Below are 22,288 nucleotides of genomic sequence, written 5' to 3'. Positions count from 1 at the left end.
CGCACATCTTACAGCAGATTTCCGGGCCGTCAACACCTTCTCGACACGCTTTCTGCTTCAGATCCCCCGCCGATTCGGCAGCCCCTCAAGGCCACCCCCTCAGCAGGGCCGCGCATTGTGCACATGCGCTTCACACTTGGGAAGGGGGCACGCGAAAATTTTTTTGCGGCGATGCCGATGATTCAGGCAGCGACCAGTCGAACGCGCGCAAACGTGCGCTTGCCCACCGCCAACACGCCTTCGAAACCCGGTGCCAGCGTGAGCTGCGCATCCTCCAAGACCGTGCCATCGATACGCACGGCGCGCTCGCGCAGCTTGCGGTTGGCTTCCGAATTGCTCGGCGTAAGGCCTGCTGCCGTGAGCAGCGCGGCGATGCGAATTCCATCGGCCGGCACCGCCACGTCGTTCAACGGCAACTGCGCCGTGTCGCCCTGGCCTCGCACGGCCGCGTTCCAGCCGGCCACCGCCTGTTCGGCCGCAGGCCCACCGTGGAAGCGGGCGGCCAGTTCGCGCGCCAGGCGCAACTTGAGGTCGCGCGGGTTGAGCTGGCCCGCCTCGATGTCGATGCGCAACGTCGCGGCTTCCGCCATCGAGATGTCGAAGCTGAGCAGTTCGATCCAGCGCCACATCAATGCGTCATCGACCTTCATCGTCTTGGTGACGATGTCGATCGCCGGCTCGTTGATGCCGATGTAGTTGCCCAGCGACTTGCTCATCTTCTGCACGCCGTCGAGGCCTTCCAGCAGCGGCATGGTCAGCACGACCTGCGGTCGCTGGCCGTGGTGCTCCTGCAGCGCGCGGCCCATCAGCAGGTTGAACTTCTGGTCGGTGCCGCCGAGCTCGACATCCGCCTCCAGCGCCACCGAGTCGTAGCCCTGCACCAGCGGGTAGAGGAACTCGTGGATCGCGATCGGCTGCTGCGCGGTGTAGCGCTTGGCGAAGTCGTCGCGCTCCAGCATGCGCGCCACTGTATGCGTCGCCGCCAGCTTGATCATGTCGGCCGCGCCCATGCGGCCGAACCACTCGGAGTTGAAGCGCACGCGCGTGCGCTGCGGGTCGAGCACCTTGAAGACCTGGTCGGAGTACGTGCGGGCGTTGGCTTCCACGTCCTCGCGGGTCAGCGGCTTGCGGGTGACGTTCTTGCCGGTGGGGTCGCCGATCATCCCGGTGAAGTCGCCGATCAGGAACGTGACCTCATGCCCCAGGTCCTGGAACTGCCGCATCTTGTTGAGCAGCACGGTGTGGCCCAGGTGCAGGTCCGGCGCGGTGGGGTCGAAGCCGGCCTTGATCCGCAGGGGACGACCGGAGGCGAGGCGCTCGCGCAGCTCATCGGTCTTGAGCACTTCGTCGGCGCCACGGCCGATCAGATCGAGGGAGTCTTGGACGGACACAGGGGGTCTCGAAGCAGGGTCCGGCGCCTGAAACTGCGACGTCGGACATGAATGGAGTTAAGACGGAGTTAAGAGCTAGGCGCGCGAAAAATCCTATTCATGTCAAAGGTTTGACGCACGTTGCTCGCGTCACTATGGTAACGCCGCTACAAAGCCTTCACACCCAGTTGCCCAGGGGGACACTGCATGACGACGCTTGATTCCGGAACCGCACCGACCGTGCCCTCGCGGCGCGAGCGACTGCAGTCCCTGCGCGAGGCGGCGATCAAGCGCCCGGTCCTGGCACGCCACATTTCCGATGGTTTCAATGGCCGCTGGACACGCCGCCAGTGGGCGCAGGCCAGCCTGGTCGCCACCATCGGCATGCTGGTGGCCGCTATCGTGCCCGGGTTCGATGCGCCGATGGGCGACCCCGCGCACACGCCTCGCCAGTCGATGGCGCTGGCCTTGCCGCCGCTGCCGGTGTCGCGCAAGCGCCAGCCGGTGGACAGCTGGGAAGTCGTCACGGTCGAGAAGGGCCAGACCCTGGGCACGCTGTTCGAGTCGCTCGATATCCCGGCCACCACGATGTACCGCATCCTCGAGCACCCAGGTGCGCAGGACACGCTGACGCGGCTTCGCCCGGGCGCCGAACTCGCATTCGACCTGCCCGTGAACGGCGGGCTGCGCGCGATCCGTTTCGAGCGCGGCGAACACCAGCGTGTGGAACTGCGCATCGGCCCGGATGCGATCACCGAGACCGTCACCGAGCGCCCGACGCAGACCCGCACCCAGGTCGTCAGCGGAGAGATCCACAGCTCGCTGTACGTCGCCGCTCGCAAGGCCGGGCTGTCGCCGGCGGCGATCTCGACGATGACCGACCAGATCTTCCAGTACGACATCGACTTCAAGGATACGCAGAAGGGCGACCACTTCAGCGTGGTGTACGACGAGGTGTGGCGCGAAGGCGAGCGCGTCGGCACCGGCGCGATCCGTGCGGCGACCTTCACCACCGGCGGCAAGACCTATTCGGGCTTCCGCTTCGAGCGCGACGGCAAGGCCGAGTACTTCACCGCCGAAGGCCGGCCGTTGAAGAAGAGCTTCATCCGCATGCCGATCCAGTACGCGAGGCTGACCTCCGGCTTCGGCTCGCGCCGCCATCCGGTGGCGGGCAAGGTGCGCATGCACAAGGGCGTGGATTACGGCGCCCCGTCGGGCACGCCGATCATGGCCGCCGGCGATGCACGCGTGCAGTTCGCCGGTTGGCGTGGCGGCTACGGCCGCGCCGTCATCCTCGACCATGGCCGCGGCCACACCACGCTGTACGCGCACATGTCGCGTTTCGGCAAGTACAAGGCCGGCCAGCGCGTGCGCCAGGGCGAGACCATCGGTTACGTCGGCAGCTCCGGCCTGTCCACCGGCCCGCACCTGCACTACGAATTCCGCGTCAACGGCGTGCACCGCAACCCGCTGTCGGTGACGATGCCGCCGCCGGAACCGCTGAAGGGCGCCGACCTGGTCGCCTTCCGGGCGCAGATGGCGCCGGCACTGGCCCAGCTGCAGCGCATGGACAACGCCCGCCTCGCGAAGGCCGAACCGGCACCAGAAGCCGAGCCGGCCAAGCCCGAACGCCCGAAGGCGTAATGGCGACCGCGTCGCCTCCTGTGCAGCACGATGACCCGCCTGAAACAGGCGGGTTTTTCGTTGGCCCCGGGCTGTTCGTCGGCCTGATCTCCGGCACCAGCGCCGACGGCATCGATGCCGCACTGGTCCGGTTCGACGACGCCGGTGGCGCGCTGCAGTGCGAGGTCCTGCACGCACGCACCACGCCTTGGCCGGACGACCTGCGTCGGCGGCTCGTCGTGCTGGGCCAGGGCGGCTCGCTGGATTCACTGGACGAACTTGGCACGCTCGATACGCGCCTGGGCGAGGCGTTCGCCGAGGCCGCCGCGTCACTGGTGCGCGATGCCGGACTCACCGCGGCGCACGTGCGCGCGATCGGCTCGCACGGCCAGACGCTGCGCCACCGGCCCGAGGGCGCGCGCTTCGACGGCCGGCATCCTTTCACGATCCAGCTCGGCGACGCGCACGTCATCGCCGAGCGCACCGGCATCGCCACGGTGGCCGACTTCCGGCGCCGCGACGTCGCCGCCGGCGGCCACGGCGCGCCGCTGGTGCCGGCCTTCCATGCCGCGTTACTGCATTCGCCCGACGAGGACCGCGCGGCGCTCAACCTGGGCGGGATCGCCAACTTCACGCTGCTGCCGCGCCAGGGCGACGTGCGCGGCTTCGACACCGGACCGGCCAACGCACTGATGGACGCGTGGTGCGAGCGCCACCTCGGGCAGCCGTTCGATGCGGACGGGGCGTGGGCCAGCACGGGCGCACCGGACCTCGCACTGCTCGCGCGCCTGCGCAGCGACCCCTATTTCGCGCTGCCGCCGCCCAAGAGCACGGGCCGCGAGCACTTCCACCTCGACTGGCTGCAACGCCACCTGCATGGCAGCGAGCGCCCGCAGGACGTGCAGGCGACGCTGTTGGAGCTGAGCGCCACCACCGTGGTCGACGCGCTGCGCGCGCACCAGCCGACAACGCGCCGCGTGCTGGCGTGCGGCGGTGGCGTGCGCAATGCGGGGTTGCTGGCACGGATCGCGGCGTTGCTGCCCGGCGTGGCGGTGGAATCGACCGCGCTGCACGGGCTGGATCCGGACTTCGTCGAAGCGGCCGCGTTCGCATGGCTGGCGCGGCAGGCGGTCATGGGCCGTCCGGGCAACATGGCCTCGGTGACCGGCGCGGCGGGCCCGCGCGTGCTGGGCGTGGTCTACCCGGCGTCCTGATCCGACGTTGGACGGCTGCCATCGGGCAGGATGTCCGGGCGGATCGACTGGTCGGGCTGCGCCCTGGTCGCGGGCGCCTCGGCGCGGCCGATGCGGGCGAAACCCGGATCGTTGGGGATCCCTTCCAGCGCGGCGATGGCCGCCTTGAGCGCCATCGCGTCGCTGTCGGTCAGTTTCGATGCAAGCTCGGCCTCGCACTCGAACAGGCCGGTTTCCAGCATGTGCATCAGCGCATGTTGCTGGCTCCACCCGTGCGCATCGGCCACCCGCTTGATGCGCTCCATCAAGAGTGGACCGATGTCGCGGATGGTCAGCTCGTTCATGCCACGGGCTCCGCAGCAGGCTCCGCGGGCTCGGCCACCGGCTCGCGGATGCGCCGCCACAGCCACGCCAGCAACAGCAGCGTCGGCACCACGGTCAGCGCACTGAGGACGAAGAAGGTCACGTACGAGGTCGCCTCGACGATGAAACCCGACACGCCGCCGACGAACTTGCCCGGCAGGTTGGCCAGCGACACCAGCAGCGCGTACTGCGTCGCGGTGAAGTTGCGGTCGGTCAACGAGGACATGAACGCCACCAGCACCACGCCGGCAAAGCCCTGGAACAGGTTGTCGGCGCTGATGGCGGCGTAGAACGCCCAGATCTGCGACGGGTACTGCGCCATCAGTACGAAGGCGACGTTGGACAGCGCAACACCGATTGCGGCCAGGAACAGCATCCTGCGGAACCCGAACGCCGCCACCGCGATGCCGCCGATGAATGCCCCGGCGATGCCCATCCAGATGCCGTAGAGCTTGGACACCGTGGCGATGTCGGCCTTGGTGTAGCCCGAATCCAGGTAGAACGGACCGGCCATGACGCCGATCACCTGGTCGGGAAACTTGAACAGGCCCACGAACAGCAGCAGCGCCAGCCCCAGCAGCAGCCCGTTGGTGGAGAAGAAGCTGGAGAACGGCTGCCAGAACGCACCGACAAAATCGATCCGGCGCTCGACCGTGGACTCCGGCGCTACCGGCTCGCGGCACACCAGCGTGGTGATGATCGGCAGCAACATGAGGGCGGCCATTGCCAGGTACGCCTCGCGCCAGCCGAGGAACTCGGCGACGTACAGCGCGCCGGCGCCGGCGAGGATCAGGCCGATGCGGTAGCCCAGCGTGTAGGTCGCAGCGAGCGCAGCCTGCGCCTTCACGGGCGCGATCTCGATGCGATAGGCATCCACGGCCGCGTCCTGCGTGGCCCCGGCAAAGGACGCCACCAGCACCCACATCACCAGCGGGCCGACGCCCAGTTCCGGGCGCGTCAGTGCCAGCGCGACCAGGCCCAGTGCCACCACCACCTGCGACACGAGCAGCCACGAGCGGCGGCGGCCAAGGAACGCCGTTAGCGGGAAGGCGTAGCGGTCGATCAGCGGCGCCCATAGGAACTTCAGCAGGTAGAAGAAGCTGGCGAGGCTGATCAGGCCGATGCTGCCCAGGTCCAGGCCCGAGTCGCGCAGGCGCGTGGACAGCGTCATCGAGGCGATCAGCAGGAACGGCAGGCCCGAGCCGAAGCCCAGCATCAGCATGGTCATCGCCGAGGGCGTGCCGAACGCGCGGCGGATGCCGCGCCAGCCCTTGTAGGAGGCGGGCGCGTCGGCGGTGGCCGTGGTCGCGGAGGTCGCCATCAGCCCAGCGCCCCCGCGTAATCGACGGTGAACGGCGCATGGTCGGAGAACCGCGGCTCGCGCAGGATCGCGCAACGCTGCAGGCGCTCACGTAGGCCCGGCGTCAGCAGCTGGTAGTCGATGCGCCAACCCACGTTGTTGGCACGCGCCGCGCCGCGGTTGCTCCACCAGGTGTAGTCCTGGCCCTCGGAATGCAGCGCGCGGTAGGCATCGACCCAGCCGTCGGCGCAATGGTCGGTGCCGTCGCTGCCGCCGTCGGCGTGCACCTGGCCGTTGAGCCATGCGCGCTCGGGCGGCAGGCAGCCGGAGTTCTTCTGGTTCGACGTCCAGTTCCTGATGTCCAGGCGGCTGCGCACGATGTTCCAGTCGCCGCACAGCACGTACTCGCGCCCGCTGGCACGCCAGCCGTCGAGGATGGGTTTGAGCCACTCCATGACTTCGAACTTGAAGCCCTGCCGCAACTCGCCCGACGAGCCCGACGGGATGTAGAACGACACCACCGACAGGTTGCCGAAGCGTGCCTCGATGTAGCGCCCCTCGTCGTCAAACGGCGCCCAGCCCAGCTCCGTGCGCACCTCGTCGGGCTCGCGCCGGGCGTAGATCGCCACGCCGCTGTAGCCCTTCTTCGTCGTGGCATCGCGAAAGAAGGCGCGGTAGCCCTCCGGGAGGAATTCCGGGCCGGCCAGCTGGTGTTCCTGTGCCTTGGTCTCCTGCACGCACAGCACGTCGGCGTCCTGCTGCGCGAACCAGTCGAAGAAGCCCTTGCGGGCGGCCGAGCGCAGGCCGTTGGCGTTGAAGCTGATGATGCGCATGCAGGTTCCGCGTCGGGGGTCGGGCGATCATAACAACGCACCCGCGGCCCGTGCCCCGGGCGCTGGCCTATCATGGCCGCCCCCGTGACGGCGGTCGCGCCGCACGTTCAGCCTTCCCGACAGACGCACGCCGATGACCGACCACCGCACCCGTTTCCTGCAACTGGCGCTGGACGCCCAGGCCCTGCGTTTCGGCGAGTTCACGCTGAAGTCCGGCCGCACCAGTCCGTACTTCTTCAACGCCGGCCGCTTCGATTCCGGCGCCGCGCTGGCCGGGCTGGCGGGTTGCTACGCTGACGCGATCGAGGCGGCCGGGCTGGAGTTCGACGTGCTGTTCGGGCCGGCCTACAAGGGCATCCCGCTGGCGACCGCGCTGGCGTGCGAGTTCGCCCGCCGCGGGCGCGACCTGCCGGTGGCGTTCAATCGCAAGGAGGCCAAGGCCCACGGCGAGGGCGGCCAGCTCATCGGCGCACCGCTGGACGGTCGCCGCGTGCTGGTGGTGGACGACGTCATCACTGCCGGCACCGCCATCCGCGAAGCGCTCGCGATCATCGGCGGAGCGGGCGGCACGGTCGCAGGCATCGTCATCGCCTTGGACCGCCAGGAAATCGTCGGCGAACCGCCGGCGGATTCGACAGTGCCGCGACGCTCGGCGGCAGAAACTGTCGCGGATGAACACGGATTGCCGGTGGTGGCCGTGGCGCGGCTCGACGACCTGCTCGCGTTCGCAGGTGGCCGCTCGGAGCTCGCCGCGCAACGCGACGCACTGATGGCCTATCGCCGGGCCTACGGCAGCGCCACCGGCGGCTGATCCACCGCGGCCGGCGCTGGCCCGACTCTTGCGTTATCCCTTCCAGATGGCCACCACGAACACATCAGGGACGACCGGAGGCGACATGACGACTGCTCACACCTCGACCGCTGCACGCACGATGCTGGGCGCGACGCTGCTGCTGGCCCTGGTCGCACCCGCGACTGGCCTGGCCCAGCGCCAGTCGAAGCCGCCGGCCGCGTCGAAGAAGCTGTACTGCTGGGACGAAGGCGGACGCCGCGTCTGCGGCGACGCCCTGCCGGCCGATGCGGTCGACAACGCCCGCACCGAGATCAGCGCGCGCAGCGGCCTGCCGACCGCGCGCATGGGCCGTGCAATGACACCCGAGGAGCGCGTCGCGGCCGAGGCGGCCGCGCGCCAGGCCGCCGCCGAAGCGGCGGCGCTGGAGGCCGCCAAGCGGCGCGATGTCGCGATGGTGGAGTCCTACAACAGCGAGGCCGAGCTGCGGCGTGCTTTCCAGCACCGCATCACGCTGATGGACGAGACCGTGCAGGCGTCGGAGTACGGCATCAAGGGCCTGCGCCAAAGCCTGGTCAGCCTGCTGCGTCGCGCCAGCCAGGCCGAACTCAGCGGCGACAAGGTCCCCAAGGACCTTGCGACCACCATCCGCACCCAGCACGACGAGCTCATGCGCCAGCAGGCGTTGCTGGTCGAACACAAGCGCAACCGGCGCGAGGTCGAGGGCGACCTGGCCGCCGCACTCAAGCGCTATCGCGACATGACCGGCGGCGACGAGAGCGGCAGCACCGGCGGCTGACCGCCCGCCTGCAGCTTCGCCCTGGATCCATCCGTGTCCGCGCAGCCCTTCCTTGATGGCGAGGGCTGGGGACGGCTGCGCCCGTGCAGCGCGACGGGCGCAACCAGTAACTAGAACGGCAGCGACAAGTCCGGATCGACCGCCAGGATCTGCGCCTTGAAGTCGGCCTTGATCCGCGCCATCGCTTCGTTGTTGTCGGCGTCGAAGCGCAGCACCAGCACCGGCGTGGTGTTGGATGCGCGCACCAGGCCCCAGCCGTCGGGCCAGTCCACGCGCAGGCCGTCGATGGTGGACAACCGGGCGCCCTCGAAGCGGGCCTGCTCGACGAAGCGCTCCACGAACGCATGCGGGTTGCCGCCGGGCGCGTCGACCTTGATCTCGGCCGTGGCCACGCCGTCGGGCAATGCAGCCAGCTGCTCGGCCGCGGACTGCGGCCTGGCGGCGAGGATCTCCAGCAGGCGCGCGGCGGCATAGATGCCGTCGTCGAAGCCGTACCAGCGCTCCTTGAAGAAGAAGTGGCCGCTCATCTCGCCGGCCAGCTCGGCGTCGGTCTCGCGCATCTTGGCCTTGATCAGCGAGTGCCCGGTCTTCCACATCAGCGGGCTGCCGCCGTGACGCAGGATGTGCCCCGGCAGGCGGCCGGTGCACTTCACGTCGTAGATGATCATCGCGCCCGGGTTGCGCTCCAACACGTCGGCGGCGAACAGCATCAGCAGGCGGTCGGGGAAGATGTTGTGGCCGTCGCGCGTGACCACGCCGAGGCGGTCGCCGTCGCCGTCGAATGCCAGGCCCAGGTCGGCGTCCAGCCGCGCCACCATCTTGATGAGGTCGGCCAGGTTCTCCGGCTCGCTCGGGTCGGGGTGGTGGTTGGGGAAGGTGCCGTCGATCTCGCAGTACAGCGGCGTAACCTCCGCGCCGATCGCCGCCAGCACGCGCGGGCCGAGCTCGCCGGCCACGCCGTTGCCGGCATCCACCACCACCTTGAGCGGGCGGTCGATCTGCACGTCGGCGGCCACGCGCTGCACGTAGTCCTCGCTGATGTCGCGCGACTCCAGCCCGCCCGGCGCGTCGGCGGTGTGCAGGCGGTCGTCGGCGATGCGCGCGTACAGGTCGGTGATGGCGTCGCCCGACAGCGTCTCGCCGCCCACCACGATCTTGAAACCGTTGTAGTCGGGCGGGTTGTGGCTGCCGGTCACCGACACGCAGGAGCCGGCATTGAGGTGGTAGGCGCCGAAGTACGTCAGCGGCGTCGGCGCCAGGCCGATGTCGACCACGTTGCGACCCGCGCGGCGCAGGCCGGTGACCAGGCCGTTGACCAGGTCCGGGCCGGAGAGGCGGCCGTCGCGGCCGACCACGATGTCGACCAGGCCCTTCTCGTGCATCAGCGAACCGATGGCGTGGCCGATGAGCTCGGCCACGCCCGGGTCCAGACTCTGGCCGACGATGCCGCGGATGTCGTAGGCGCGGAAGATGCCGCGGTCGATGGCCACCGGGCTGCTGCCGGTGGCGACGGTTTCGGTACTGGACGACTTGATGGGGCGTTCCTTCTTCGTGGGGGTGGGTTCGGCCTGCATGCTTTCGGCCAGGGTCTGTTCCGGCTCGGCGTCGGCCTCGTCGGTGGCGGTCGCGCGCTTGAGCTTGGGCGGGCGCCAGGCCAGCAACGCGACCAGCAATGCGACCACCGCCAGTGCCAGCGTGCCGATCAGCCCCAGGCCGAACGGGCTGCCGGGGGCCGGCGGGACCGCCGCGGCGACGCGTAGCTCGCTGCCGGGCACCTTCACAGCCATCACTTCGGCGCCGCCGGCCAGCGAGTCATCGCCACGCTCCAGCACGCTGTGGCTACCCTGGCGCAACGCGAGGTAACGGCCGTCGCCCAGCGGCGCGGCGTCGAAACCGCCCGCCAGGCGCTCCAGCGGCAGTTGCGCCAGCGCCACGGCCACCGGTTCGCCGTCGGCGCCGTCGACGGGCGCGGCCAGCGCGGCCAGCCGCTCGGACGGGCCGCCCATCATCCACACCACGGCCTCGTCCGCGGCCAGCGCGGCTTCCAGCGCGGCCAGCCGGCCATAGCCGCCGGTGCCTGCCTGGTCGAGGCCGGCGTACGTCGCCTCCAGGTCGGCCGGGACCACCATGCCGCCTTGCGCGCCCGGCCAGCCGTCGGTCAACAGCGCGCCGGCGCGGTCGAACTCGCCCGCCCGCACCGCCGCCATGAACCCGGGGTTCTGCATCTGCGCGACCAGCCGCTTCTTCTGGTTGGACAGCGAGGAGCCCAGCGACTGCGCGGCGACATCGCGCGCCGTCGTCAGGCTGCTGCGCCGCGCGCCGTCGCGCTGCTGCTGCCAGGCGCTGAACGCCAGCCAGGCCGCCAGCAGCAGCGCCAGTGCGATCACCACCGGTCGCAGCGGCCGGAGCTGGTCGAGCGAAAGCTGCGGCCGTTCGATTTTCAGGTCCACCATGTGTGCGGCTCCAAACGCTGTCCCGCGATGTCAGCGCACGCCGGTATGGCCGAATCCACCGGCCCCGCGCGCACTGGCTTCGAACTCATCGACCACCTGCAGCGCCGCCCGGACAATGGGCAACACGACGAGCTGTGCGATGCGATCCCCCGGCTGCATCGTAAAAGCCTCCTGCCCGCGATTCCACACGCTGATCATCAGCGGGCCCTGGTAGTCCGCATCGATCAGGCCGGTGCCGTTGCCCAGCACGATGCCGTGCTTGTGGCCCAGTCCCGAGCGCGGAAGGATCACCGCGCACAGCCCCGGATCGCCCAGGTGGATCGCCAGGCCCGAAGGCACCAGCGCGGTATCGCCCGGCGCCAGCGTCAGCGGCTCATCGAGCGCGGCGCGCAGGTCCAGGCCGGCGCTGGCTTCGGTGGCGTAGGCCGGCAGCGGCCAGTCGGCGCCGAAGCGCGCGTCGAGGATCTTCAGTTCGAGCGTGTGGTGCATGACGTCGGCGGGGTCCTTGCAAGTCGTCGGTGTTTGTCGCGGATTGCAGCGTTCATCGGTAGCCGGGGGCGCTGCCTGCGAGCCGATCGCCCACCACGTCCAAAAGCTGCCCGGCCAGTTCGCTCTTGGGCGAGGGACCCAGCGCACGCTCGCCGCCATCCCAGTACACGGTCAGCGCGTTGTCGTCGCTCTCGAAGCCGCCGTCGGGCACGCCGACGCGGTTGGCAGCGATCAGGTCCACGCGCTTGGAGGCGAGCTTGCCGCGGGCGTAGTGCTCGACGCGGTCGGTTTCGGCGGCGAAGCCGACCACCAGGCGCGGCCGCGACGCGTGCGCGGCGACATCGGCGAGGATGTCCGGCGTGCGCATCAGCTCCAGCGTCAGGGTGTCCTGCCCCGGCTGTTTCTTGAGCTTGCCGGGCGCGACCTCGCGCGGGGTGTAGTCGGCCACCGCGGCGGCACCGATGTAGATATCGCACGGCAAGGCGGCGAGCACGGCCGCGTGCATCTGCGCGGCCGAGCGTACGTCGATGCGCTGCACGCCGGGCGGCGTCGCCAAGGCCACCGGGCCGGCGACCAGCAGCACGTCGGCGCCGCGTTCGGCGGCAGCCGCGGCCACGGCGAAACCCATCTTGCCGCTGCTTCGGTTGCCGATGAACCGGACCGGGTCGATGTCCTCGAAGGTCGGCCCGGCGCTCACCACGACCCGCAGGCCGGCCAGCGCGCCCGTGCGGGCGTCCGTCATGCCGGGTCGCCGGCGAGCGCGGCCAGGATCGTTTCGGGCTCGACCATGCGGCCCTCGCCCACCTCGCCGCAGGCCTGGTCGCCGGCATCCGGGCCCAGCACCAGCACGCCGCGGCCGCGCAGGGTGTCCATATTGGCGCGGGTGGCCGGGTGCGCCCACATCAGCCGGTTCATGGCCGGAGCGACGGCGATCGGCGCGTCGGTCGCCAGGCACAGGGTGCTCACCAGGTCGTCGGCCAGGCCGTGTGCGAGCTTGGCCAGGGTATTGGCCGTGGCCGGGGCGATCACCACCACGGTCGGCCAGCGCGCCAGTTCGATGTGGCCCATCGCCGCCTCGGCGGCCTCGTCCCACAGCGAGGTGCGGACCGGCTCGCCCGAAAGCGCCTGGAACGTGGTGGCGCCCACGAAGCGGGTCGCCGCGTCCGTCATCGCCACCCGCACCTGCGCCCCGCCCTTGCGCAGGCCGCGCACCAGTTCGGCGGCCTTGTAGGCGGCGATGCCGCCGCAGACGCACACCAGCACGCGCTGGCCGGCCAGCGGCCCGGTGGGCTGGGGGGTAGACGCGTCGGTCATGTCGCGGGGCGAAGTCCTACCGGAAAAGCGGCGGTTAGCTTACCCGAAGGCCCGGGGCCGCCCGATCGCCGGCGTCCGCGCGAACGGCGACGATGGCGGCCCCATCGAGCCCTGCAGCCCATGCACATCCGAGACTGGCCGGAAGCCGAACGCCCCCGCGAAAAACTGCTGGCCCGCGGCCCCGGCGCGCTGTCGGACGCCGAGCTGCTGGCGCTGTTCCTGGGCTCGGGGCTGCGCGGGCGGGATGCCGTCACCACCGCGCGCGAGTTGCTGGCGGCGCACGGCCCCTTGCGGCGGTTGCTGGATCGGCCGGCCGCTGAGTTGGCCAGGTTGCCCGGCCTCGGCGCCGCCCGCGCCTGCACCCTGTCGGCGGCGCTGGAGCTGGGCCAGCGCCACCTGCACGCCGCACTGGAACGCGGCGAAGCGCTGTCGGACCCGGCCGCCGCCGGCCGCTACTTCGCCCACCGCCTGCGCGGGCTGGCGCACGAGGTGTTCGCGGCGCTGTTCCTGGACACGCGCCACCGCGTCATCGCCTACGAGGCGCTGTTCAGCGGAACCGTCGACGGCACCGAGGTGCACCCGCGCGAGGTGGTGCGCCGCGCGCTGGCCCACAATGCCGCGGCCGTCATCGTTGGCCACAACCACCCCAGCGGGAACCCCGAACCCAGCGCCGCCGACCGCGCCGTCACCGCCCGCCTGAAGCAGGCGCTGGCGCTGGTGGACCTGCGGCTGCTGGACCACTTCGTCATCGCCGACGGCCCGCCGGTGTCGCTGGCGGCGCGCGGCTGGGTATAAGCGCGGGTCGGCCGGCGCGGCGCCACCGCGTACAATGCGCGGTTCCGTGAAACCCCCTGCAGGCCCCCTGTGAAAGCCACCCTCCGCGCCCTCGTCGCGCAGGCCATCGATGCACTGCGCGCCTCTGGCACGCTGCCGGCCGACCTCGACACGCCCGACTTCGTGATCGAGCGCCCGAAGAACCGTGCGCAAGGCGACTTCTCGACCAACGCGGCGATGCTGCTGGCCAAGCCGGCGCGCTCCAACCCGCGCGCAATCGCGCAGGCGCTGCTCGACACGCTGCCCGCGAGCGACGCCATCGCCAAGGTCGAAGTCGCAGGGCCGGGCTTCATCAACTTCCACGTCAACGAGGCCGCCTGGCGCCACGCGCTGGGCGACGTGCTGTCGGCCGGCGAGGCCTGGGGCCGCAACGACGGCGGCCGCGGCCACCGCGCCGGGGTCGAGTACGTCTCGGCCAACCCGACCGGCCCGCTGCACGTCGGCCACGGCCGCGCCGCGGTGATCGGCGATTGCATCGCACGCGTGCTGGCCGCCAACGGCTGGGACGTGGCGCGCGAGTACTACTACAACGACGCCGGTGCGCAGATCGACAACCTCGCGCTGTCGGTGCAGGCGCGCGCTCAGGGCCGCGGCCCGGACGACGCCGACTGGCCGGCCGACGGCTACCGCGGCGATTACATCAAGGACGTCGCCGCCGCCTACCTGCGCGGCGACACGGTCGAATTCGAGGACCACGCCGTCACCGGCGCGAAGGACCCGGCCGACCTCGACGCGATCCGTAGGTTCGCCGTGGCCTGGCTGCGTCGCGAACAGAACGACGACCTCGGTGCCTTCGGCGTCGGCTTCGACGTGTTCTTCCTGGAGTCCTCGCTGTACGCCGACGGCAAGGTCGAGGAAACCGTGCGCGAACTCATTGCCCACGGCCACACCTACGAGGAAGGCGGCGCGCTGTGGCTGCGGTCAACCGACTTCGGCGACGACAAGGACCGCGTCATGCGCAAGTCCGACGGCACCTACACCTACTTCGTGCCGGACGTCGCCTACCACCTGTCGAAGTGGCAGCGCGGATACGAGCGCGCGATCACCGAACTGGGCGCCGACCACCACGGCAGCCTGGCCCGCGTGCGCGCCGGCCTGCAGGCGCTGGATGCGGGCATCCCGCAGGGTTGGCCGGAGTACGTGCTGCACCAGATGGTCACGGTGATGCGCGGCGGCGAGGAGGTGAAGCTCTCCAAGCGCGCCGGCAGCTACCTCACCCTGCGCGACCTCATCGATGAGGCCGGCCGCGACGCAACGCGCTGGTTCCTGGTCGCGCGCAAGCCCGACTCGCAGCTGACCTTCGACATCGACCTGGCGCGCAGCCAGTCGCTCGACAACCCGGTCTACTACGTGCAGGTGTCGCATGCGCGCATGTGCGGGCTGATGCGGCAGCTGGCCGAGCGCGGGCTGGCGTACGACGCCACGCTGGGCCTGTCGCGCCCGCTGGAGGACGACGACGCCACCGCCGAGCTGGTCGCCACGCTGCTGCGCTACCCCGACGTGGTGGAAACGGCCGGCCGCGACCTCGAGCCGCACCAGGTCGCCGCCTACCTGCTGGAACTCGCGCAATCGTTCCAGAGCTACTACAACGACCACCAGTTCCTGGTCGACGACGCCGACCTGCGCAGCGCGCGGCTGGTGCTGGCGCAGGCCGCGCGGCAGACGCTCGCCAACGGCCTGTCGCTGCTCGGCGTGAACGCGCCCGAGGTGATGTAACCGCACGTGTCGCGCGCGCCAGGGACTTCCCCGGCGCGGCGGCACGTTGACTTAGACTGGCACCCACGTTTGGCAACCCACCCGGATCGCGCGCTCGCGGCCGGATATCGGCACGAGGACACGCACTTGGCAGCACGACGCGGCAAGACCCAGGCTCGACGCAATTCCGGCTCGCAGGGCCTGCCCGGCTGGGCGTGGATGGTGCTGGGCATCGTGCTGACGGTGATCGTGGTGCTGGCCGCGCCGAAGCTGCTCAAGTCCGACGGCGACGGCTTCTTCCGGCCGCGGCCCAACCCGGACGCGCAGCCCGCGCCCGTGAGCAGCGGCGGTGACGACATCACGGTCGATGAGCCCGGTGCGGCCATTGATGCGGACGCCGCGCCGGCCGACGAGGAGCGCGAGTACGACTTCTACACCCTGCTGCCCGGCAAGGAAGTCCCGCTGAGCGATGCCGAACTGGCCGCCACCGAACGCGCCGAGGAGCAGCGCCTGCAGGCCCTGCAGGAGGCGCAGTCCACGCGCGAGGATCCCCTGCCGGCGCCCGTCGACACCACGCCGGCCCCGGTGACGCCGCCCGCCGCCACGGCGACGGTGGCCGCCGCCCCCGCCAGTGCGACCGCCGCCGGTGCCGGCGACGGCAGCCGCTACCTGCTGCAGGCCGGCGCGTTCCAGGCCTCGGGCCAGGCCGAGGAGCTCAAGGCCCGCATCGCCCTGCTGGGCCTGGGTGCGCGCGTGGAGTCGGCGCAGATCGGCGGCAAGACCGTCTACCGCGTGCGCATGGGGCCCTACGGCACCGCCACCGACCTGGCCGAGGCCAAGCGCAAGCTGTCCAGCGGCGGATTGGAATCGCTGGCAATCAAGGTGCAGTAAGGGCGGGCGACCGGGCCGGCGCTCGCAGGCGCCCTGCGTACGGCGTCATGCCCCCTGCCGTCATCCCCGCGAAGGCGGGGATCCAGTGACGTAGCTTCCTTGCCCCTGCACCGCGAACGTCAAGGTGGATCCCGGCTTTCGCCGGGATGACGAATGGCGGGTTATCGCGGCGATGGCAGCCATCACGCGCGTGGACGTTGGGCTAAGTCGCATGCCGCCCATCCCCGCGGCGCGCCCGGTGATTCCCCTGGCGCGCGTACGGCGGCGACAGCCGACAGGCCATTGCCTAGACTCGGCGCACCCATCCCATCAGGACCGCGCATGCCCGCCTTCCGACTCGACACCCGCACCCTGACCGGCGGCGTGGTCGCACTCGCCCTGCTGCTGGCATTCGACCTGTTCGCGTCGCTTGCCGATGCCGACTGGAGCGTCGAAGTGCGCACGCCGTTCGGCCCGTTCTCGGTGGTCACGCTGGCGGTGACGTTCGTGGCGATGGCGGTCGGCGGCTGGGTGGCGCGACGCGGGTTCACCTGGGTTGCGCTGGCGCTGACCGCGCTGACGTGGGTGACGGTCGTAGTGACGCTGCTGGCGATTGCCGGACCCGACAGCCCGGCGCAGATGCGCAGCGTCGGCGGCGTGCTGCGCTACAACGCCACGGCGATCGTGCTGGGGCTGGCCACGGCGTGGCTGGGTGCCTGGGTCGGGCAGCGGCTGGCACAGCGTCGCGCCACGGTGTCGGAACACGCGTAGCGCGGGACGCGTCCGCGCGTTCCGCCTCTCCGCCCGGGGAAACAAATTCGAGCGCGGCGTGTCGGTGCTCGCGGGGTGGAATATGTCCCGCGCTTCATTCGGGGCGGCGCCTGTTCAGCGCGCGGCGGTTAGGCGCCCCGCTTCAACCGGATCAGCGCCGAGGTATCGGCATCGCCATGCCCGCGCTCGACCAGCTCGGCATAGTCGGCGGTGGCCTGGTCGAGCACGGTGGTGCGGATGCCCGTCTCGCGCGCGACCTGCTGCACGATGCGCAGGTCCTTGAGCATGTGCGCGGACTTGAAGCCCGGGGTGAACTCGTCGCGCAGCATCGTTGCGCCGCGCTTGTCGAGGAACCAGTTGCCCGCAGCGCCGGCCATGAGCGTCGGGATCAGCCGCTCCGGATCCAGCCCCAGCTTCTCGGCCAGTGCCAGGCCTTCGCACACGGCCTCGTTGATGCCCGCCACCAGCACCTGGTTGACGGACTTGGTGGCCTGTCCGGCACCGGTGTCGCCCATGTGCGCGATGCGCGCCGCATACGCCTCAAGCACCGGCCGCGCCTGCTCGATGGCCGCTTCATCGCCGCCGGCCATGATCGACAGGCGGCCGGCGCGCGCGCCCTCGACGCCACCCGATACCGGTGCATCGACGAAGCCAATGCCTTCCACCGCCAGCATCGCCGCCGCGCGACGCGCGGTCTGCACCGACACGGTCGAATGGTCGATGACGAGCGCGCCGCGCTTGAGCACCTTGGCCAGCGCGGCCACGTTCTCCAGCACGTCCGCGTCCAGCGATACGCACAACGCGACCACGTCGCAGTCGGCGAAGTTGTCGGCCGAGCGCGCCACGCGCACGCCCAACTCACTCGCCAGCGCCTCGGCCTTGGACTGGGTGCGGTTGGCCACCACCACCAGCGCGCCGCGGGCGTGCAGGTGGCGGGCCATCGGCGCGCCCATGGCGCCCAGCCCGATGAAACCGGTGCGGGGGGTGGGGGGCGTGTCGATCGATTGGGTCATGGTTCGGTCCTGCCATGCGCGGCCGGGCCGCGCGGGGTTATCCAAGGGAACAACGTGCCGACCGCTGCGGATCGGCCCCGGTTGAATCCGGAGCCGCCGCGGCGGTGCCGCACGGGGGTCGACATGCCGGCCGCAGCCGGCGGGGGAGGTCAATCGGTCTCGGCCTCGTCCAGCGGGGTGTCGTCCAGGTACGTGTACCCGGTGAGGCCGGTTTCAAGCGCGGCGGCCAGGCGCTGCGCCTCGTCGCCCGGAAGGCCGGCGGCTTCGACGCGGGCGCGGTAGGCCGCGCGCAGGTCATCCAGGCCGTAGCCGACGTAGTCCAGCATCACGTCGGTGGTGTCGCCGCTGCGCTGCTGCACCAGCTGGTAGCCATCGCCCGACGCGTCCACGCGTACTTCCACCGCGTCGGTGTCGCCGAACAGGTTGTGGATGTCGCCGAGGATCTCCTGGTACGCGCCCACCAGGAAGAAGCCCAGCCGGTACGCCTCGCCGGGCCGCATCGCGTGCATCGGCAGCGAGGTGTTGAGCGACTCGTTTTCCACGTACGTGTCGATGCGGCCGTCCGAGTCGCAGGTCAGGTCGGCGATCACGCCGCGCCGCGCGGGTGCTTCGTCCAGGCGCTCGATCGGCACGATCGGGAACACCTGCTGGATCGCCCAGACATCCGGCATCGACTCGAACACGCTGAAGTTGACGAAGTACTTGTCGACCAGGCGCTGGTTGAGCTCGTCCAGCACCGGCTGGTGGCTCTTCTCGCCGGGGCTGAGGCGGCCGCGCACGCCGTGTGCGATCGCGTAGAACAGGTCGTCGATGCGCGCGCGGTGCACCAGGTCGATCTGCCCCAGCGCGTACGCCGACAGGCCTTCGTTGTGGTGGTGCACGGCCTCGTGGAACAGCTCCACCGCCGGGCGCTCGCCCAGCTCGTCGTGGATCTCGCGCAGGTGGCGCACCACCGCCGGCTCGTCGTCGTGGGCGTCGGGCACGCGGCCCTCGGGCGCGCGCTCGACTTCCGAGACATTGGCCACCAGCACGGCGTGGTGCGCGGTCATCGCGCGGCCGCATTCGGTGACGATGCGTGGCTGCGGCAGGCCGTTGGCTTCGCAGGCTTCGGCCAGCGGTTGCACGATGTTGGACGCGTACTGGCCCAGGCCGTAGTTGATCGAGTAGTAGCTGCGCGAGCGCGTGCCTTCGTAGTCGATGCCCAGGCCGCCGCCGACATCCATGTAGCGCACCTTCGCGCCCAGCTTCGACAGCTCCACAAAGTAGCGCGTGGCCTCGCGCATGCCGCTGGCGATGTCGCGCACGTTGGAGATCTGGCTGCCCATGTGGAAGTGCAGCAGCTGCAGGCAGTCGGCCATGCCGGCGTCGCGCAGGCGCTTCCACAGGTCCAGCACCTGGCGCGGGCTGAGGCCGAACTTGGCCTTGTCGCCGCCGCTGTTCTGCCACTTGCCCGCGCCCAGCGAGGCCAGCCGCATGCGCACGCCCAGGCCGGGCTTCACGTCCAGCGCGGCGGCTTCTTCCATCACCAGCGACAGCTCGGAGGGCTTCTCGACCACGATGAAGGTCTCCAGCCCGAGCTTGCGGCCGATCAGGGCCAGCCGGATGTACTCGCGGTCCTTGTAGCCGTTGCAGACGATCAACCCGCCCGGCTGGCTCAGCGCCAGCACCGCCATCAGCTCGGGCTTGCTGCCGGCCTCCAGGCCGAAGGCGGCCTGCGGGTGCGCGGGATCGGCCGCGCCGCGCTCGGCCAGCGTGCCGGCCACGCCGCGGTGCTGGTTGACCTTGATCGGGTACACCGCGGTGTAGCCGCCGGCGTAGTTCCAGTCGGCCATCGCCTGGCCGAAGGCACGCTGCAGCTTGCCCAGGCGGTCGCCGAGGATGTCGGGGAAGCGCACCAGCAGCGGCAGGCGGGCACCGTCCGCGCGCGCGGCATCGACCACCTCGGGCAGCGCCACGGTCGGGCCGGCCTTGCCACGCGGGCGCACGACCACCCGGCCGGCGCCGTCGACGTCGAAATACCCCTCGCTCCAGTGCGGGACGGAGTAGGTGGCGCGGGCCTGATCGATCGACCAGTCGGACATCGGCGGGGACCGGGGGTGTCGGGGGGAGGCGCATTCTACAGGCAGCCCCGGTGACGCCCGGTGGCGGCCCGTCCGGCAGGCGGATGGCGCCCCGCAAGCACCCGCACACGCCCGTGACCCGGGCGCGATGCCCGCTTCGCTACAATCCGCGCCCCTTCCATTCCCCCACGCCGCGGGCCGCGCCCGCCGCGCCCACGACAGGACCGCCCCATGACCGAGCCCACCTGGCACTACGAGAACTTCGACACCACCGGTTCGGCCATTGGCTACCGCGTGACGCGCAAGCTCGACGAGGTGCAGTCGGACTTCCAGAAGATCGAGATCTTCGAGACCACCGACTGGGGCAACCTGATGCTGATCGACGGCGCTGTGATGCTCACCACGCGCGACAACTTCCTGTACCACGAGATGATGTCGCACCCGGCGCTGTTCACCCACGCCGCGCCCAAGCACGTGGTCATCATCGGCGGCGGCGACTGCGGCACGCTGCGCGAGGTGCTCAAGCACCCGGGCGTGGAGCGCGCGGTGCAGTGCGACATCGACGAGCAGGTCACGCGCATGGCCGAGAAGTGGTTCCCGGAGCTGTGCGACTCCAACGACGACGCGCGCGCACAGCTGCTGTTCGACGACGGTATCGCGTACATGAAGAACTGCGAGGCCGGCAGCGTCGACGTGGTGATCGTGGACTCCACCGACCCGGTCGGGCCGGCCGAGGGCCTGTTCAACAAGGCCTTCTACGAGAGCTGCCACCGCGCCCTGAAGGACGACGGCATCCTGGTGCAGCAATCCGAGTCGCCGCTGGCGCTGCTCGACCTGATCCGCGCGATGCGCACCGAGATGGGCAAGGCCGGCTTCGATGCCTTCCAGACCCTGCCCTTCCCTCAGCCGTGCTACCCGACCGGCTGGTGGAGCTGCACGCTGGCGCGCAAGGGCGGCCGCGGCTTCGAGTTCCGTGAAAGCGATGCCCGCGGCAAGGCGTTCGAGACGAAGTACTACAGCGCCGACACCCACCGCGGCGCGCAGGCGCTGCCGCCGTTCGTGGCGCAGGCGCTGGGCGGCTGATCAAGGACGCGATGCGGCAAGGCGCGTCCGCACGCGTCTGAAATGATGGGTTGATCGCCCCAACCCATCCTGCTGCCTATTCGCCGATTCGTCCGCATGAGGCCGCGCCCGCCGTGCCCGTGGGGATGCACACGCCCGGATCGGACTTGAACGCCCGCGCGTCCTCCGCCAGGCGGTCGCGCTCGGCCTGGGTCGCGCAGACCGTCGACATCATGGTGGTGCCCGTCCGGCGTTCACGCCAGCAGGTCTGGTGGTCGGCGCGGTTCTCGGTGATCAGCGTATTGATGTCTTCCAGCGCGTTGACCACTTCCACCTGCCGGTCGGGGCGCAGATCCGACAGGCTCGACGCGCCTTCCAGCAACTCGGCAACGCGGTCCTGCCGCTCGCGGATCTTCGCCTTCGCGTCGCTGTTCAGCCGGGCGTACTTCCCTTTTGAATGGGACATCTCGTCACGAAGCTCCCGCTGCGCGTCGAGAATGCCGGCGACGCGGTCGCTGCCGCCGGTACCTGCATCGGCGCGCGCCGGGTGCGAGGAGGCCGCGGCCAGGACAAGCACGCCCAGCAGGGCGGCCCGGATCGGTGTGCATGTCTTCACTGCAATACCCTCCTCGATGGCGGTACGCGCTACAACGCGTCCGCGTCCAGTTCGCCGGTGCGGATGCGCACCGCCCGGTCCAGTTCGTAGACGAAGATCTTGCCGTCGCCGATCTTGCCGGTGCCGGCGGCCTTCATGATCGCCTCCACCACCGCGTCGGCCTGGTCGTCGGTCACGGCGACTTCCAGCTTGATCTTGGGCAGGAAGTCGACCACGTACTCGGCGCCGCGATACAACTCGGTGTGGCCCTTCTGCCGGCCGAAGCCTTTCACCTCGGTGGCGGTGATGCCGGCCACGCCGGTTTCGGCCAGCGCCTCGCGGACATCGTCGAGCTTGAACGGCTTGATCACGGCCATGACCATCTTCATCGGCGTCTCCGGTGCCTTGCGTGCGCCGCGCAGGATAGCGCGAAGCTCACGCGCCCCTGCGGCGGGCCCGGGTTAAAGTGCGCGGCCCCGCCGGCCGCTGCGGATTTCCCCGACAGCACGGGGCGCACGAGGCCGATGGCCGCGCCGCGGCGCGTTCGACACGCTGCGGGGCCGCGCCACTGGAGACACCCACGCCATGATCGACCTCAACCCCATCGACGACCTCGCCCGCCGCCTCAGCAACCTGGTGCCGCCCGGCCTGCGCGAAGGGCGCGACGAGCTGCAGCAGAACTTCCGCTCGGTGCTGCAGTCGGGGCTGGCCAAGCTCGACCTGGTGACGCGCGAGGAGTTCGAGGTGCAGCGCGCGGTGCTGCTGCGCACGCGCGAGAAGCTCGAGGCGCTGGAGCGCACCGTCGCCGCGCTGGAGGCCGGTACCCCGGCCCGCCGCGCCGGCGACACCCCCGACGCCTGA

At 70.6% G+C, this 22,288-nt stretch carries 20 protein-coding genes and 1 pseudogene; 10 read left to right on the top strand and 11 right to left on the bottom strand.

Annotated features, from left to right (window positions below):
* Positions 1-182 precede the first annotated feature (182 nt).
* Positions 183-1,391 (bottom strand): tyrosine--tRNA ligase, encoded by a 1,209-nt coding sequence (gene tyrS, locus K6753_RS14195; protein ID WP_223677125.1) that lies wholly within the window; start codon positions 1,389-1,391, stop codon positions 183-185.
* A 186-nt stretch (positions 1,392-1,577) separates the two neighbouring features.
* On the opposite strand from tyrS, the gene K6753_RS14190 reads away from it, so the two are divergent.
* Both K6753_RS14190 and K6753_RS14185 read left to right on the top strand, forming a co-directional pair.
* Positions 1,578-3,014, top strand: a complete 1,437-nt coding sequence (locus K6753_RS14190) for a peptidoglycan DD-metalloendopeptidase family protein (protein WP_223677124.1) — start codon at positions 1,578-1,580, stop codon at positions 3,012-3,014.
* Entirely contained in the window at positions 3,014-4,207 is a 1,194-nt protein-coding gene (locus tag K6753_RS14185) for an anhydro-N-acetylmuramic acid kinase (protein ID WP_223677123.1), read from the top strand. Before K6753_RS14190 ends, K6753_RS14185 begins: the two co-directional genes overlap by 1 nt.
* On the opposite strand, the gene K6753_RS14180 is transcribed toward K6753_RS14185, so the two are convergent.
* Genes K6753_RS14180 through K6753_RS14170 form a run of 3 tightly spaced genes read right to left on the bottom strand, consistent with a single transcriptional unit; the run spans position 4,192 to position 6,682 of the window.
* Entirely contained in the window at positions 4,192-4,530 is a 339-nt protein-coding gene (locus K6753_RS14180; protein WP_223677122.1) for a hypothetical protein, read from the bottom strand. The genes K6753_RS14185 and K6753_RS14180 overlap by 16 nt on opposite strands.
* Complete coding sequence (locus K6753_RS14175; protein WP_223677121.1) at positions 4,527-5,870, bottom strand: AmpG family muropeptide MFS transporter; 1,344 nt, start codon at positions 5,868-5,870, stop codon at positions 4,527-4,529. The genes K6753_RS14180 and K6753_RS14175 overlap by 4 nt, the downstream gene beginning before the upstream one ends.
* Entirely contained in the window at positions 5,870-6,682 is an 813-nt protein-coding gene (locus tag K6753_RS14170) for an exodeoxyribonuclease III (RefSeq protein WP_223677120.1), read from the bottom strand. The genes K6753_RS14175 and K6753_RS14170 overlap by 1 nt, the downstream gene beginning before the upstream one ends.
* Before the next feature lie 133 nt (positions 6,683-6,815).
* Between K6753_RS14170 and pyrE the strand changes: the two genes are divergently transcribed.
* Positions 6,816-7,493 carry an orotate phosphoribosyltransferase gene (gene pyrE, locus K6753_RS14165; protein ID WP_223677119.1) on the top strand — a complete coding sequence of 226 codons (678 nt, stop codon included), beginning with the start codon at positions 6,816-6,818 and terminating at the stop codon, positions 7,491-7,493.
* A gap of 85 nt (positions 7,494-7,578) precedes the next feature.
* A complete protein-coding gene (locus K6753_RS14160) occupies positions 7,579-8,271 on the top strand; it encodes a hypothetical protein (RefSeq protein WP_223677118.1) in 693 nt (230 codons plus the stop codon).
* A 110-nt stretch (positions 8,272-8,381) separates the two neighbouring features.
* Here K6753_RS14160 and K6753_RS14155 read toward each other — a convergent pair whose 3' ends face one another.
* The 3 genes and pseudogenes from K6753_RS14155 to coaBC all read right to left on the bottom strand — a co-directional run bounded on the left by K6753_RS14155 (position 8,382) and on the right by coaBC (position 12,527).
* The gene (locus tag K6753_RS14155; RefSeq protein WP_223677117.1) at positions 8,382-10,724 is read right to left on the bottom strand and encodes a phosphomannomutase/phosphoglucomutase; all 2,343 of its coding nucleotides are present in this window, start codon (positions 10,722-10,724) and stop codon (positions 8,382-8,384) included.
* Between the two features lie 30 nt (positions 10,725-10,754).
* A complete protein-coding gene (gene dut, locus K6753_RS14150; protein ID WP_223677116.1) occupies positions 10,755-11,213 on the bottom strand; it encodes a dUTP diphosphatase in 459 nt (152 codons plus the stop codon).
* Between the two features lie 52 nt (positions 11,214-11,265).
* Positions 11,266-12,527: pseudogene (coaBC, locus tag K6753_RS14145) on the bottom strand (bifunctional phosphopantothenoylcysteine decarboxylase/phosphopantothenate--cysteine ligase CoaBC).
* A gap of 120 nt (positions 12,528-12,647) precedes the next feature.
* On the opposite strand from coaBC, the gene radC reads away from it, so the two are divergent.
* The 4 genes from radC to K6753_RS14125 all read left to right on the top strand — a co-directional run bounded on the left by radC (position 12,648) and on the right by K6753_RS14125 (position 16,697).
* Positions 12,648-13,322, top strand: coding sequence for a RadC family protein (gene radC / locus K6753_RS14140; RefSeq protein WP_223677115.1), 675 nt, complete (start codon positions 12,648-12,650; stop codon positions 13,320-13,322).
* Between the two features lie 69 nt (positions 13,323-13,391).
* Positions 13,392-15,077, top strand: a complete 1,686-nt coding sequence (gene argS / locus K6753_RS14135; RefSeq protein WP_223677114.1) for an arginine--tRNA ligase — start codon at positions 13,392-13,394, stop codon at positions 15,075-15,077.
* Positions 15,078-15,203: 126 nt separating this feature from the next.
* Positions 15,204-15,947, top strand: a complete 744-nt coding sequence (locus K6753_RS14130) for an SPOR domain-containing protein (protein WP_223677113.1) — start codon at positions 15,204-15,206, stop codon at positions 15,945-15,947.
* Between the two features lie 321 nt (positions 15,948-16,268).
* Positions 16,269-16,697 carry a hypothetical protein gene (locus K6753_RS14125; RefSeq protein ID WP_223677112.1) on the top strand — a complete coding sequence of 143 codons (429 nt, stop codon included), beginning with the start codon at positions 16,269-16,271 and terminating at the stop codon, positions 16,695-16,697.
* 128 nt (positions 16,698-16,825) lie between these two features.
* On the opposite strand, the gene K6753_RS14120 is transcribed toward K6753_RS14125, so the two are convergent.
* Both K6753_RS14120 and speA read right to left on the bottom strand, forming a co-directional pair.
* The gene (locus tag K6753_RS14120; RefSeq protein WP_255591895.1) at positions 16,826-17,863 is read right to left on the bottom strand and encodes an NAD(P)-dependent oxidoreductase; all 1,038 of its coding nucleotides are present in this window, start codon (positions 17,861-17,863) and stop codon (positions 16,826-16,828) included.
* The gene (gene speA, locus K6753_RS14115) at positions 17,860-19,791 is read right to left on the bottom strand and encodes an arginine decarboxylase (RefSeq protein ID WP_223677110.1); all 1,932 of its coding nucleotides are present in this window, start codon (positions 19,789-19,791) and stop codon (positions 17,860-17,862) included. The genes K6753_RS14120 and speA overlap by 4 nt, the downstream gene beginning before the upstream one ends.
* A gap of 210 nt (positions 19,792-20,001) precedes the next feature.
* Between speA and speE the strand changes: the two genes are divergently transcribed.
* Positions 20,002-20,853 (top strand): polyamine aminopropyltransferase, encoded by an 852-nt coding sequence (gene speE / locus K6753_RS14110; RefSeq protein WP_223677109.1) that lies wholly within the window; start codon positions 20,002-20,004, stop codon positions 20,851-20,853.
* Between the two features lie 76 nt (positions 20,854-20,929).
* On the opposite strand, the gene K6753_RS14105 is transcribed toward speE, so the two are convergent.
* Together K6753_RS14105 and K6753_RS14100 are read right to left on the bottom strand one after the other, a co-directional pair.
* Entirely contained in the window at positions 20,930-21,409 is a 480-nt protein-coding gene (locus tag K6753_RS14105; RefSeq protein ID WP_223677108.1) for a hypothetical protein, read from the bottom strand.
* Positions 21,410-21,477: 68 nt separating this feature from the next.
* Positions 21,478-21,816, bottom strand: a complete 339-nt coding sequence (locus K6753_RS14100; protein ID WP_223677107.1) for a P-II family nitrogen regulator — start codon at positions 21,814-21,816, stop codon at positions 21,478-21,480.
* 196 nt (positions 21,817-22,012) lie between these two features.
* On the opposite strand from K6753_RS14100, the gene ubiK reads away from it, so the two are divergent.
* Complete coding sequence (gene ubiK, locus K6753_RS14095; protein WP_223677106.1) at positions 22,013-22,288, top strand: ubiquinone biosynthesis accessory factor UbiK; 276 nt, start codon at positions 22,013-22,015, stop codon at positions 22,286-22,288.

The sequence above is a fragment of the Novilysobacter selenitireducens genome, from assembly GCF_020026895.1.
In the GTDB taxonomy this organism is placed as follows: domain Bacteria; phylum Pseudomonadota; class Gammaproteobacteria; order Xanthomonadales; family Xanthomonadaceae; genus Lysobacter_C; species Lysobacter_C selenitireducens.
This window is presented reverse-complemented; position numbering and strand designations above follow the sequence as displayed.

Excerpts from the sequence above, each read along its gene's own strand:
- K6753_RS14190 (WP_223677124.1), top strand. The coding sequence starts at position 1,578 with ATGACGACGCTTGATTCCGGAACCGCACCGACCGTGCCCTCGCGGCGC.
- K6753_RS14185 (WP_223677123.1), top strand. The coding sequence starts at position 3,014 with ATGGCGACCGCGTCGCCTCCTGTGCAGCACGATGACCCGCCTGAAACA.
- K6753_RS14180 (WP_223677122.1), bottom strand. The coding sequence starts at position 4,530 with ATGAACGAGCTGACCATCCGCGACATCGGTCCACTCTTGATGGAGCGC.
- K6753_RS14175 (WP_223677121.1), bottom strand. The coding sequence starts at position 5,870 with ATGGCGACCTCCGCGACCACGGCCACCGCCGACGCGCCCGCCTCCTAC.
- K6753_RS14170 (WP_223677120.1), bottom strand. The coding sequence starts at position 6,682 with ATGCGCATCATCAGCTTCAACGCCAACGGCCTGCGCTCGGCCGCCCGC.
- pyrE (WP_223677119.1), top strand. The coding sequence starts at position 6,816 with ATGACCGACCACCGCACCCGTTTCCTGCAACTGGCGCTGGACGCCCAG.
- K6753_RS14160 (WP_223677118.1), top strand. The coding sequence starts at position 7,579 with ATGACGACTGCTCACACCTCGACCGCTGCACGCACGATGCTGGGCGCG.
- K6753_RS14155 (WP_223677117.1), bottom strand. The coding sequence starts at position 10,724 with ATGGTGGACCTGAAAATCGAACGGCCGCAGCTTTCGCTCGACCAGCTC.
- dut (WP_223677116.1), bottom strand. The coding sequence starts at position 11,213 with ATGCACCACACGCTCGAACTGAAGATCCTCGACGCGCGCTTCGGCGCC.
- radC (WP_223677115.1), top strand. The coding sequence starts at position 12,648 with ATGCACATCCGAGACTGGCCGGAAGCCGAACGCCCCCGCGAAAAACTG.
- K6753_RS14125 (WP_223677112.1), top strand. The coding sequence starts at position 16,269 with ATGCCCGCCTTCCGACTCGACACCCGCACCCTGACCGGCGGCGTGGTC.
- speA (WP_223677110.1), bottom strand. The coding sequence starts at position 19,791 with ATGTCCGACTGGTCGATCGATCAGGCCCGCGCCACCTACTCCGTCCCG.
- speE (WP_223677109.1), top strand. The coding sequence starts at position 20,002 with ATGACCGAGCCCACCTGGCACTACGAGAACTTCGACACCACCGGTTCG.
- K6753_RS14100 (WP_223677107.1), bottom strand. The coding sequence starts at position 21,816 with ATGAAGATGGTCATGGCCGTGATCAAGCCGTTCAAGCTCGACGATGTC.
- ubiK (WP_223677106.1), top strand. The coding sequence starts at position 22,013 with ATGATCGACCTCAACCCCATCGACGACCTCGCCCGCCGCCTCAGCAAC.